11 protein-coding genes are annotated in these 12,049 nt (G+C 70.9%); 7 read left to right on the top strand and 4 right to left on the bottom strand.

Annotated features, from left to right (window positions below):
- Positions 1–9 precede the first annotated feature (9 nt).
- From hemH to AC1Z4A_RS00960, 3 genes are read left to right on the top strand one after another with little or no spacing between them, the layout of a single operon-like run.
- Positions 10–1,116, top strand: coding sequence for a ferrochelatase (gene hemH / locus AC1Z4A_RS00970; protein ID WP_483675887.1), 1,107 nt, complete (start codon positions 10–12; stop codon positions 1,114–1,116).
- Entirely contained in the window at positions 1,113–2,537 is a 1,425-nt protein-coding gene (hemG, locus tag AC1Z4A_RS00965) for a protoporphyrinogen oxidase (RefSeq protein WP_483675886.1), read from the top strand. The genes hemH and hemG overlap by 4 nt, the downstream gene beginning before the upstream one ends.
- Positions 2,534–3,097 (top strand): L-2-amino-thiazoline-4-carboxylic acid hydrolase, encoded by a 564-nt coding sequence (locus tag AC1Z4A_RS00960; protein WP_483675885.1) that lies wholly within the window; start codon positions 2,534–2,536, stop codon positions 3,095–3,097. Before hemG ends, AC1Z4A_RS00960 begins: the two co-directional genes overlap by 4 nt.
- Here the strand turns inward: AC1Z4A_RS00960 and AC1Z4A_RS00955 are convergent.
- Entirely contained in the window at positions 3,070–3,729 is a 660-nt protein-coding gene (locus tag AC1Z4A_RS00955; protein ID WP_483675884.1) for a TetR/AcrR family transcriptional regulator, read from the bottom strand. The two genes, AC1Z4A_RS00960 and AC1Z4A_RS00955, sit on opposite strands and share 28 nt — an antisense overlap.
- Positions 3,730–3,826: 97 nt before the next feature.
- Here AC1Z4A_RS00955 and AC1Z4A_RS00950 point away from each other — a divergent pair, with 97 nt between their 5' ends.
- Together AC1Z4A_RS00950 and AC1Z4A_RS00945 are read left to right on the top strand one after the other, a co-directional pair.
- Entirely contained in the window at positions 3,827–6,043 is a 2,217-nt protein-coding gene (locus AC1Z4A_RS00950) for an MMPL family transporter (RefSeq protein ID WP_483675883.1), read from the top strand.
- Positions 6,040–7,314, top strand: coding sequence for an MFS transporter (locus AC1Z4A_RS00945; RefSeq protein ID WP_483675882.1), 1,275 nt, complete (start codon positions 6,040–6,042; stop codon positions 7,312–7,314). Before AC1Z4A_RS00950 ends, AC1Z4A_RS00945 begins: the two co-directional genes overlap by 4 nt.
- Here AC1Z4A_RS00945 and AC1Z4A_RS00940 read toward each other — a convergent pair.
- Genes AC1Z4A_RS00940 through AC1Z4A_RS00930 form a run of 3 tightly spaced genes read right to left on the bottom strand, consistent with a single transcriptional unit; the run spans position 7,289 to position 9,208 of the window.
- Positions 7,289–7,840, bottom strand: coding sequence for an RNA 2'-phosphotransferase (locus AC1Z4A_RS00940; RefSeq protein WP_483675881.1), 552 nt, complete (start codon positions 7,838–7,840; stop codon positions 7,289–7,291). The genes AC1Z4A_RS00945 and AC1Z4A_RS00940 overlap by 26 nt on opposite strands.
- A gap of 43 nt (positions 7,841–7,883) precedes the next feature.
- A complete protein-coding gene (locus AC1Z4A_RS00935; protein ID WP_483675880.1) occupies positions 7,884–8,528 on the bottom strand; it encodes a TetR/AcrR family transcriptional regulator in 645 nt (214 codons plus the stop codon).
- Positions 8,525–9,208, bottom strand: coding sequence for a DUF4166 domain-containing protein (locus AC1Z4A_RS00930; protein WP_483675879.1), 684 nt, complete (start codon positions 9,206–9,208; stop codon positions 8,525–8,527). The genes AC1Z4A_RS00935 and AC1Z4A_RS00930 overlap by 4 nt, the downstream gene beginning before the upstream one ends.
- Positions 9,209–9,762: 554 nt before the next feature.
- Here AC1Z4A_RS00930 and AC1Z4A_RS00925 point away from each other — a divergent pair.
- Together AC1Z4A_RS00925 and AC1Z4A_RS00920 are read left to right on the top strand one after the other, a co-directional pair.
- Positions 9,763–10,983 carry a pepsin-like aspartic protease gene (locus AC1Z4A_RS00925; RefSeq protein ID WP_483675878.1) on the top strand — a complete coding sequence of 407 codons (1,221 nt, stop codon included), beginning with the start codon at positions 9,763–9,765 and terminating at the stop codon, positions 10,981–10,983.
- Positions 10,983–11,990, top strand: a complete 1,008-nt coding sequence (locus AC1Z4A_RS00920) for a phosphorylase family protein (protein WP_483675877.1) — start codon at positions 10,983–10,985, stop codon at positions 11,988–11,990. Before AC1Z4A_RS00925 ends, AC1Z4A_RS00920 begins: the two co-directional genes overlap by 1 nt.
- Positions 11,991–12,049: the final 59 nt, after the last annotated feature.

Genomic DNA, 12,049 nt, shown 5'->3' with positions numbered 1-12,049 from the left:
GGACCGTATATGGAGCATGAGAATCCGAGTCCCACCGGGGTCGTCCTGATGAACCTCGGAGGTCCCCGTACACTGCCCGAGGTCGGGCCATTTCTGGAGCGGCTGTTCACCGACCGGGAGATCATCCAGCTGCCCGCGCAGTCCGCTCTGGGCCCGCTGATCGCCCGCCTGCGCACCCCGCGGCTGCAGCGGACGTACGCCCGGATCGGCGGCGGCTCCCCGCTGCACGACCTGACGGTCCGGCAGGGCGAGGGGCTGGTCAAACGGCTTGACGCGCTCAGCCCCGGGACCACGCCGCACCGCTTCTACCTGGCTTTTCGCTATACCGAGCCGAGCAGCGAGCAGGCGCTGCGGCAGATGGCGCAGGACGGGGTGCGGCGGGCCGTGGCCTTCTCGCAGTACCCGCAGTACTCCTGCTCCACCACCGGCTCCAGCCTCCACGACCTGTGGGCGTCCGCCCGGCGCCTGGGGATGGCGCGGGCGTTCCGCTGGAGCGTCGTCGACCGCTGGTCGACGCACCCGGCGTATGTGCAGGCCATGGCCGCGAAGGTGCGCGAGGGGCTCGCCGATTTCCCGGAATCGGAGCGGGGCGACGTGGTGGTGCTGTTCAGCGCTCATTCCCTTCCGCAGCGGGTGATCAACAAAGGGGATCCTTATCTGCAGGAAGTGGCGGGGACGGTCCGGGATGTCATGCGCGAGGTGGGAGATGGCTATGAGTACGCGCTGTGCTTTCAGGCGGACGTGGGTCCCGTGGCATGGCAGGGGCCGAATACGGAATCGGTGATTCAGGCCCTCGGAAAACAAGGCCGGCGCAAAGTCCTGATAGTGGGAATCATTTTCACGACAGATCATCTGGACACGCTGTCGGAGATAGACATCGAATTCGCCGAGGCCGCCGAGAAGGCGGGAGTCACCACGTTCCGGCGGGCGCCCGCCCCCAATGACGACCCGTTTTTCCTGGACGCCATGGCCCAGGTGGTGGCCGACCACCTCGGCTCCGGAGCGGTGTGCGGCCCGCAGTTCGCGCTGCGCTGCGCCGGCTGCACCGACTCCGCGTGCCGCGAGATCCTCAACCCGGCCCAGGACGGGCGGCCTTCGCCGGACGCGCCGCGGTGAGCGGCGCACGGCAGCACGTCGCCGTCGTCGGCGGCGGCATCACCGGGCTGACCGTCGCCTTCGAACTCCTCACCGGGCGGCCGGGCACGGACGTGACGGTCTTCGAGGCGGAGCCCGCCGCAGGCGGCAAGATCGCCTCCCACCGCGCCGACGGCTACACCGTCGACCTGGGGCCCAACGGCTTCCTGGACAACGGCACCGACACCCGCACCCTCGCCGAGGCCCTGGGCTTCGGCCACCGGCTGCGGCCGGCCGCGGACACTGCTCGGGAACGGTTCCTGCTGCGCGGCGGACGGCTGCTGCCCCTGCCGCTGGGAGTGGCCGCCTTCGTCACGTCCCCGCTGCTGTCGCCCGTCGCCAAGGCCCGGATCCTGGCCGAGCCGCTGATCGGACCGGCGGCAGGCGAGGAGACCGTGCACGGCTTCCTGGCCCGCCGGTTCGGGCAGCAGGCCGCCGACCTGCTGGCGGCGCCCCTGGCGCACGGCGTCACCGCCGGCGACCCACGGGCCACCAGCCTCGACGCGGCCTTCCCCCGCATCCGGGCCCTCGAACACGACCGGCGCAGCCTGCTGCTCGCCGCCCTGCGCGCCCGCCTGCGCCGGGCTGCCGGCCGCCTCGGGCCGCCACCGAGGCTGACCGGCTTCGCCGACGGCGGCATGCAAGTGCTGGTGGACGGCCTGGTGCACCGGCTCGGCGACCGGCTGCTGGCCGGGCGGTCCGTGACGGGCCTTCAGCGCGACCCGGGGCGCGCAGGCGGATGGCTCGTCGGCACGGCGACCGACGGGCCGGTCCGTGCCGACCACGTCGTGCTCGCCGTACCCGCACCGGCCGCCGCGCGGCTGCTGGCGCCGCTCCTGCCGGACGCCGCCGGGACACTCGCCGCCGTGCGGTACGCGCCGGTACGGGTGGTGTCCGTCGGCTACCGGCGCCGCGAACTGGCGGCCGTACCCCGCGGCTTCGGGTATCTGACCGTGCCCTCGGAGCCCACCCGGATCCTCGGCACCGTGCACAGCTCGGCCGTCTTCCCCGACAGCGCACCCCCGGACGGCGTCCTGCTGCGGGCCTTCGCCGGCGGCGCCGAGGACCCCGGGTTCACCGCGCTCGGCAGCGACGAGGCGGTGGCCGCGGTGCACCACGACGTCACCGCCCTGTTCGGCGCCGCGGCCGGCCCGGTGTTCCGCCACGACCACGTGTGGCCCGAGGCCATCCCGCAGTACGCGCCCGGCCACGGCGACCGCGTGCGCACGGTGCTGACCGCGGCTGCCGGGCTGCCCGGTCTGCACCTGTGCGGCAGCGCCTACCACGGGGTCGCGGTCAACGACTGCGTCCGCGACGCCCGTCGCGCCGCGGGCGAGGTGCTCGCCGCCCTCCGCGCGGCGCCCGGCCCATCCGTATCCGCAGGACGAGGAGACGCACCATGACCGACACCACCCAGGCCCCCGCCACGCCGAGCGGCCCGGCCACCGAGGACGGCACCGGCAAGCGGGAGCAGACCCGGCGGATGCTCCGCGACCGGATGCGCCGCTATCTGGAGCTGGAGGCCGAGCGCGGCCCGCAAGAGGCGACGGAGATCCTCCTGGAGGGCTACCCGGAGCGCCAGGCCGCCCGGATGGGGCCGCTGATCACCGGATGCTCGCTCGCCGAGGGCTTCGGCAAGGCCCTGCCCAAGTTCGCGGCCATGGGCTTCCTGGAGGAGGCGATCGACGTCTCCACCGACGACGAGGACGTGGTCATGGAGGTGTGCCGCACCTGCATGTGCCTGAGCGCCGCCGAGGACCTCGGGCTGAGCGAGCCACGTCCGATCCTGTGCGAACTCGACTTCGAGGCGACCCGGCGGGCCTTCCCGCACCTGTCCGTCGCGAGCCTGCGCCGCCGGACCGACGGGCACCACATGTGCGTCTTCCGCTACGCGCGCCCGCGCACGTCCGAGGTCGCGGGCCCGGCCGGCACCGGTCAGGCCGACGGCTCCGGGCGCGGCTGACACAGCCCCGACCCGACCAGCAGCCGCAGGTCGGCGGCGAGGGTGTCCACCGGCACGTCACCTCTGAGCAGCTGCTGCCGGGTGGCCGACAGCAGGTGCATGAGGAGTTCGGCGTGCCGGTCGGGGCTGACCTGCTCGCTGAAGACGCCCTCGCGGCGGCCGCTGTCCAGCACGTCCGACAGCAGGGCGCGCAGCCGGTCGGTGTGCGCGGTCATCCGCTCCCGGATCGCGGGGCTGATGCCGAGCGCCTGGAGTTGCAGGGCCGCCGAGCGCCGGTCCGGCCGGGCGAAGTACTCCAGGTGCGCCGTCAGGAACGCCTCCAGCCCGGCCCGGGCGCCGGTCACTCCGTCCAGCCGCTCGCGCAACTGCCCGTAGAACCGGTCGACTTCGTCGCTCACCACGGACAGCAGGGCGTGCTCGACGTCCTTGAAGTAGTTGTAGGCCGTGGCCCTGGACACGCCGGCCCGTTCCGCGATCTTCGACATGGTGGTGCCGGACAGCCCCTTCTCGACCGCGATCTCCACCGCGGCCTCCCCGATGGCCGCGCGCAGCCGCTCCTTGTGCAGGGCCACCACCCGGTTCCATTCGGACCCGGACCGGTCGGAAGCCGCTCCGCGTCGGTCGGTCTCCATGTCGACTCCTTGGTCAATGTGTCTAAGGCTTGACGCCTGGTCTACTATCTGGCACGTCTGTTGAAGCCACAGAGTAGACCCCGAATGCGGTGATGCCGTGCGCAGCGAAGAGGACGCCGGACAGGCCCCGGGCCGGAAGGCCACAATCCGGTCGGCGTTACCCGCCCTCGGCGCCCGGCCACGGCTGCTGCTGTGGCTCGTGGTGGCCGCCTGGCTGCTGCTGGCCGGCCTGCTGAGCCCCTTCCAGGGCAAGTTGCAGAACGTCACGAGCAACGACGGCGCCGCCTTCCTGCCCGCCTCGGCACCCTCCGCCGAGGTCTCCCGGCTGCTCGCCGACCGCTTCCCGGACGGCGACACCCTGCCCGCCCTGGTGGTCCAGCGGCGCGCCGGCGGACTGACCGCGGCGGACCGCGCCGCGCTGAACGCCCAGGCCGCGCGGCTCGGCGCCGTCCCCGGCACCCGGACGCCCACCGCACCCTTCACCGCCGACGGCCGGCCCGCCCCAGGGCTGGTCTCGGCGGACGGCTCGGTGGCCGTCACCGTCGTCCCCGTCACCGCGACCGGCGGGCACAAGGTCCGCGACACCGTCGACGCGATGCGCGCCGCCGTGCATCCGCCGTCCGGCGTGACGACGGACGTCTCGGGCCCGGCCGGGATCAGCGCGGACGCCATCGCCATCTTCAGCGACGTGGACCTGCGGCTGCTGGGGGCGACCGCCGCCCTGGTCCTGCTGCTGCTCCTGGTCGTCTACCGCTCCCCGCTGCTGGCGGTCGTCCCGCTCGTCGTGGTGGGCTTCGCCTACGTGCTGGCCGCCGGGATCGTCTACGCGCTGGCCGCGCACGCCGGGCTGCTGATCAACAGTCAGGCGACCTCGCTGATGCTGATCCTGATGTTCGGCGCGGGCACCGACTACTGCCTGCTGATGACCGCCCGCTACCAGGAGGAACTCGCCGCGGACCCGGCCGCCTGGCCCGCACTGCGCCGCGCCGTGCGCCGCGTGGGACCCACGATCTTCTTCAGCGGACTGACGGTCATGGCCTCGCTGTCCGCGCTGTTCGCCGCCCGGCTCGGCTCCACCCGGGTGCTGGGCCCGGCCGGACTCGTCGGCACCGCCTGCGTCCTGCTGTCCACCTTCACCCTGATGCCCGCGCTGCTGGCGCTCCTCGGACACCGCGCCCTGCTGCGCCGCCGGACCGCCGGCACGCCCCGGCCCGCGACCGGCCCGGTGCGCCGCGCCTGGGAGCGCACGGCCCGGGCGCTGCTGCGCCGGCCGTGGCGGGCGACGGCCGCGACCCTGCTGTTCTTCGCCGTGGGCGCCACCGGGGTGAGCCGGGCCGTGGACGACATGAGCCTGCTGCACGCCTTCCGCGAGCCGACCTCGTCCGCCGCCGGATACCGGGTCCTCGCCGACGCCTTCCCGGCCGGCACCGCCGCACCCCTGACGGTCGTCGTGGAACGCGCCGACGGCCCGCTGCGCACCGACGACCTCACCGCGGCCGCCGCCCGGGCGCGCACCGTGCCCGACGTCGCCTCGGCCGCACCGCAGCCGGTCCGCTCCACCGACGGACGGGCCGGCCGGCTTCAGGTCGTCCTCGGCACCGACCCGTACGACGCCACCGGCCTGGACCGGGTCGCCGGCATCCGCCACGCCCTGAACTCCGGGCTGCCGAGCGGGGTACGGGCCGTGGTGGGCGGCAACCCGGCCGTGCAACTGGACACCCGGCACGCCGCCGACCACGACCTGCGCGTCCTGGTGCCGCTGATCCTGGCGATCATCATGGTCGTGCTGGTGGCGCTTCTGCGCGCCGTGGTGGCGCCGCTGTACCTCATCGCCACGGTCATCGTGTCCTTCTTCGGCGCCTTCGGGATCTCGCTGTACGTCTTCCGCGACCTGCTCGGGCAGCACGGGACCAACCCGGTGGAGCCCACCTTCGCGTTCCTGTTCCTCGTCGCCCTCGGCGTCGACTACAACATCTTTCTCATGGCGCGGGTCCGCGAGGACGCCCGCACCAGTGACACGCGCACGGCCGTGCGCACCGCCCTCCTCAGCACCGGTTCGGTCATCACCAGCGCGGGCCTGGTCCTGGCGGGCACCTTCTCGATCCTGATGATCCTGCCCCTGGTCATGCTCTTCCAGCTCGGATTCACCGTGGCGCTGGGCGTATTGCTCGACACCGTGCTGGTGCGGGTGGTCCTCGTGCCGGCGATCACACACCTGCTGGGCGAGAAGGCATGGTGGCCCGCGCGGCGAACGGGGCCGCCGACGCGGCCGAGTGACGAAGGAAGCGACGAAGGAGCTGACCCACGCCCATGACCGCAACCGAAGAATCCGAGGAATCCGCCACCCGGCGCCCCGCCGTCCCGCGCAGCGCCTGGACCCGGCTGGCGGTGTGCACGGCGATCGCAGCCCTGCTCCAGGTCGACGGCACCATCGTCACCGTGGCGCTCCCGTCCGTCGGCTCGGCCCTCGACGTCTCCGCGCACACCGCGTCCTGGCTGCTCACCGTCTACTTCGCCGTGTACGCCGTCGGGCTCTTCCCCGGCGGGCGGCTGGTGGACCGCTTCGGCCCCGGCAGGGTCGCCCTGGCCGGCCTCGGCCTGTTCTGCGCGGGCACCCTGGTGGGCGCGCTCGCCGGCTCCTTCGAGGTGCTCGCCGTCTCCAGGGTGCTGCAGGGCGCGGGCGCGGGCCTCGCCAGCCCGGCCGCGCTGGCCGGAGCCGTATCGGGTTTCCCTGCCGAACGGCGCGGTACCGCGCTGGGCATCTGGGGGGCGGCCTCGGGCCTGTCCAACCTGGTGGGCCCGCTGCTCGGCGGGGTCCTCACCGAGGCGTGGGGGTGGCGCGCCAACTGGTGGGCGCTGCTGCCGCTGGGCCTGGTGACGGCCCTCTACGTGCTGCGGTGGGTACGGCCCGGCACGGCGCCCGAGCCACGGGAGCGCACGGCGGACGTGCCGGGCGCGCGCCCCTCGATGGCCGCCGTGCAGGGGGCCTCCGTGGTCGCCGCCCTCACCTTCGCGACGATGATCGGCACCTTCTTCCTCGTCGAGCAGTACCTCCAGGACACCGCCGACTACGGCGTGCTGCGGGCCGCGCTCGCCCCCATGGTGCTGGCCCTGTGCATCGGCGCGGCGGGCCCCGTGGCGGGGCGGCTCACCGACCGCTTCGGCGAGCGGGTCCCCGCGGTCGCCGGGTTCCTGGCCTGCGCGGTGGCCTTCGCCGGGTACGCCCTGCCGGGCTCGCCGCTGCACGGCCTCTGGCTGCTGCCCGGGGGCCTGCTGCTCGGCTGCGGGCTGGGGCTCCTGTTCCCCGCCACGTCCCGGCTGGCGCTGAACTCCGTACCCCAGTGGCTGCACGGCCGCGCGTCCTCCTACCTCTCCTTCGGCCGCCTGGCGGGCGCGGCCTGCGGCACGGCCCTGGCGGGGCTCGCGTTCCGCACGGGCGTGACAGCAGGCCACCTCCGTGCGGCCCTCACGGGCGGCGCACTGCTGGCAGCCCTGGGCGCGGCCCTGGTGCTGCTGTGGTTCCGCCGCCCAACCCGGGCCGGGGGTGCTGCGATGCCTGCTATCGACGAGGCCGCTGGGAGATGAGGAACCGCGGCGGTACCTCGTCCGTCAGCCACACCCCGTTCGCGCTCAGCCGGAACGTGTGCCCGGCCCGGTGCATCGCCCCGGCGTCCACCGACAGCACCACCGGCCTGCCGCGCCGCGCTCCCACGCGCGTCGCGGTCTCCCGGTCGGCCGAGAGGTGGACGTGGTGGCGGTCCATGGGCCGCAGCCCCTCCGTGCGGATCGCGGCGAGGTTCCGGGCGACGGTGCCGTGGTAGAGGTACGGCGGGGGAACGGCCTCCGGCAGGCCGAGGTCCACCTCGACCGTGTGGCCCTGGCTGGCCCGTATCCGCTCCCCCTCGATGGCGAACCGCTGCTTGTCGTTCGCGGCCACGACGTGCTCCAGCTCGTCGCGGCCGATGGGAAACCCGTGCGCGGCGGCCGCGGCCAGCAGCTCGTCGATGCCGACCCATCCCTGCGGGTCGAGGCTGATGCCGATGCGCCCGGGCTGATGCCGTAGGTGCTTCGACAGGTACTTCGACACCCGCACGGTCCGTCTGTCGTCCATGTGCCCAGCATGCCTCCGGCCCCGCCGGAAGGCAGCCGGTTTTTCACCGGGTGCCGTAGGTGCCGTTCTTCCGGCGCAGGTAGGAGCGCGTGGCCCGCTGGGCCATGGGCCCGAGCGACTCCAGCGCCTCGACGAGACCGGCCAGCTGCTCGAGTGCCGTGAGCGCACGCTCCGCCCCGTCGGGGTCCACGCCCTCGTACAGCTCGAGGCCGACGAACGCGGCTCCGGCGGCCCGGGACAGCCCGGACACGTCCACGAACTCGGCCAGCGGAGTGCCGGCCAGGACGCGCTCGAGGACCCTTTCGATCTCGCTCGTCCACAGGGAGAGGCCCGTGGCCGTCGCGGGGGCGAGGCGGTCGTGGGTCTGGGCGCCGGCCAGCAGCTGGGCGAGCACGGCCAGCCCGCCGTTGCCGCGTTCCTCGGCGTGCAACTCGCGGCCGACGTCGAGCAGTTCGCCGAGCGTGGCGACCCGGGCGAGCCGGTCGCGGTACTGGGCGACGCGCTGTTCGGCTCCGTGACGGCACGCCTCGGCGAGGAGTTCGTCGACGCTGCCGAAGTGGTAGAAGACCAGCGCCTGGTTGACGCCCGCGGCGGCGGCCACCGACCGTGCGGACGTCTTGGCGATGCCCTGCTCGGCGAGGGTCCGCAGGGCCCCGTCCAGCAGCTTGGTGCGGGTGTCCTCGCTCAAACCCGGACCTCTTCGCGGACGGGCCGCAGCCCCGGGCGCACTCCGTGCTCGGCCACGTCGACGTACTCGGCGGTGAAGGAGCCGCGGTAGCCGAAGAGGAAGCCGAAGCGGCGATTGGTGACGCGCACGTCGATGCGGAAGCGGTCGGAGTCCTCGTCGTACGACTCCCGCACGAGGGCGTCGCCGCCGACGAGGTGCGGCACCCGCGCGTCGACCGGCCCCTCGCGGAAGCGGTGCTCGCCGGAGCGGATCACCAGCGCGCCCGTCGGGTCGGCGGAGAAGTGCAGGTCCGTGGCGAGGTGTTGGTGCGTGCCCAGGTAGTCGACGATGCAGCCGCGCTCCGGACTGAAGATCATCGTGGCGTCGAAGCGGCGCGGCCCGCCCGGGAAGCGGAAGGTCCTGACGAAGGTGACCGTCTCCCGGCCGTAGGAGTCGCGGTACGGGACGTTCTCGATGGTGAAGGGGACGTTCCGGCCCGCGCGGGGGAGCAGGATGTTCCGGCTGCCGCCCAGGGTGAGGAAGGGGCGGACGAAACCGCGGCCGTGCCGTATCTCCTCCATGACGCCGCGTCCGATGCAGGCTTCGCCGCTGTCGAGCCCGACGGAGAAGCGCCGCCGGACGCACGGGTGAAGGCGCTCGAAGTCGGCGCCCATTGCTCTTTGGAACATGGAGGTCGTCATGACCGAGCTCCCCTCGGGCGAGTGTTTGAGCAGTCGCTCAAACAGAGCGTATGTGTGTTTGAACGATCGCTCAAGAGGGGGTTCCCGTGTGGGAAGTCTTCAATGAAGTGGCCGCCCCAAGGGGGGGCGGAGCAGACGCCCATCGTCAGAAACGTCACGATCACCCGATTTGCCCACTCGTATGCCTTGACATAACGTCGTCGTTAAGGAGTGCCCGCCAGGGGCCGAGCGGGGGGTGCAGCCGGTCGGGATGGCGCGACGCACCGAAAGAACATGCTTGGGCGATGTGATGTTTGGTCAGTTTCAAGACTGGCCAAACAGTGGCGGCCTTTCCGATCGTGCGCGGCGGAAGGGTGGCCCATAGCCGACGTGGATTTACGGCCCGGGTGATATGTGTGAACTTTACCGCCGCCCGTCGCACTGAGTGGCGGCGGTTCGCCCGCTCTCCTGGTGCTGGCAGGGCGAGTTCTGAGGAACACGGCAGGCAATCAAAGCATGGTGAACGCAACGAGGGCCTGTGCTGTGGGCCGACATGTTGGTGAAGGAGGCTCAGTATGACGGTGACAACGCAGAAGGTACTGCGGATTCCCATCACTAACAGCAACGCGGAGGGTGATTACACCGCCCAAATCGAGATCGGCAGCGAGAAGACGAAAGCCAACGTCATCCTGGACACCGGTAGCAGCACGCTGGCTGTGGTTCCGACCGTCTACGCTCCCGGAAACGACAAGGAAATGCAGACGACGCAGCTGGCGCAAGACGTCGTCTATGGCACGGGCGCGTGGACCGGCCCGGTCCTTGAGACCAAAGTGCAGATGGGGGAAGGAGCCGACCCGGCAGCTGCCAGGGTGTACCTCGCTGTGACAACGGATGACCAGCCCGGGGCCTTCGGCAAGGCCGACGGGATCATGGGGCTCGCCTTCAACGTCCTCAACAGCGCCTTCAACGTCAGCTCGTATCTCAAGGAAGAGGGCGTTCAGCAAGACGTGACGTACCCGTGGCCGTTCCGTATCGGAAGCTCGCGCGCCGCGATCGTGCAGTTCGGGACGTTGCTCGGGCGCATCATGCCACAGGTGGATCTACCCCCGTACTTCACTGCGCTCGAGACGGACAACGTGACGAGAAACATCTTCGCCTTCTACACGCTGCGCTCCGTACCGAGCGCGGCCAAACCCGAATTGAACAACGGATTCTTCATCCTCGGCGGTGGGCCAGAGCAGAAGGACCTGTACACGGGAGAGTTCGTCAACGTGAAGGTGGTGGATGACCAGTGGTACAACACCAACCTCCAGTCCGTGCAGGTCGGCAATAGCCAGCCGGTAAAGGTGCCGCCACTGAGCCCGAAGTATGCGAAGACGATGATTTCCAACTCGATCGTGGACAGCGGGACCAACATCCTCGCGCTCTCGCAGACGGTCCTGGAAGCGATCATGGCAGGCTTCCAGGCGCTCGACGGGAAGTTTGTGCAGGCCATCGAGCAGGCGATGCGGCAGGGTGCGGTGTCCAACGACACGCTCGACCTTGCGAGCTGGCCCGATATCACCTTCACTCTCGAAGGTGAGACCGGAGAGGGTGTGCAGCTGATCTGCAGTCCGTCCACCTACTGGCAGCAGGATGCGCTGGAGGCCGGAGTCGCGATGTTCATGCTCGCCCTCTCGCCGGTCCCGCAGTCCATCCTGGGTCTTCCGCTCCTGAACAACTACTACACCGTGTTCGATCGCACGGAGCACCCGTACGGCGTCATCCAGTTCGCATCGATAAACGGAGGCCGGTGATGCCTGATCCCGAACTGCTACGGGCCAGAATCAACTTTGATCCCGGGGCGATGACCGAACAACTGACGGAAATTCCCTGGCCGGATGGCCAGGCTCCCACTGCGGCCCCCCTCGGCGGAGCCGGGGAGACAAGTCAGTTGCCTCATGCCGACGTCCTCATAGTCACCTACACCGTGGCTGAAGCTCGCGCCCTCGCCGACGTTCTCACTCCGGGAGTCCAGTCGACCTCGTGGACGCATTACAAGAAGAACTGGTCCGAATTCGAGCCGTTGCTCGACGAGCGGGCGCCTGCCCGCTCGTCGGGACGCCTCGGGTCGTGGCACATCAGCTCGATCGGCGGCCGTCGCGCCGTATGCTTCAAATCGGAGCTGCACCCGGCGACCGATGGCCCCTCACTGCCGATCGTGAAGCTGTGGCACCAGGTGATCGCGGAGGTGACCCCATCCATGGTCATCACCACGGGAACTGCCGGTGGGGTAGGGCTGCAGACCGAGCTCGGCGACATCGCGATCCCGAAGGTGGTGCGTTGGCTGTGCGAGAAGCAGTTCAAAAACGAGCCCTGGGCGAACACGGCATATAAGACCACGCCGCTGACGCCGGCGATGCACGACGCATTGGCCGGTATCGATCCCTTGCTGGCCGCCAACCAGGACAAGATCCCGCCGCAGTATCTGACGCGGGGATCGGTCAAGGTTTGGGAGTCCGGGACCACCGAGACGACCGATTTCTTCGCCTTCGGTGACAAGGACGACCACTACAGACTTCTGAAGATCGCACCAGATGCCCTGGTCGTAGAAATGGACGATGCCGCACTCGGGCTCGCACTCAGCTCGATGTCGAAGCCGCCGGCGTTCTTTTCCGTCCGCAACGCCTCCGACCCGGTCATGGATGGCAACCTGACGCTCGAGGAACAGAAGCGTAAGGCAAGCGAGATCTACAAGCGGTACGGTTACTTCACGACAATCGGTTCAGCAATTGCGTGCTGGGCGTTCGTCACCGCAGCCTAACCAAGAGGCTCCCTCTCCTCACCTCTGTGATCCGTCGCGATGGTACGGCGCGGGTCGCG

The sequence above is a fragment of the Streptomyces sp. 17_S59 genome, assembly GCF_056930295.1.
The sequence above is the reverse complement of the archived record's forward strand: the minus strand, read 5'-3'. Positions and strand labels throughout refer to the sequence as shown.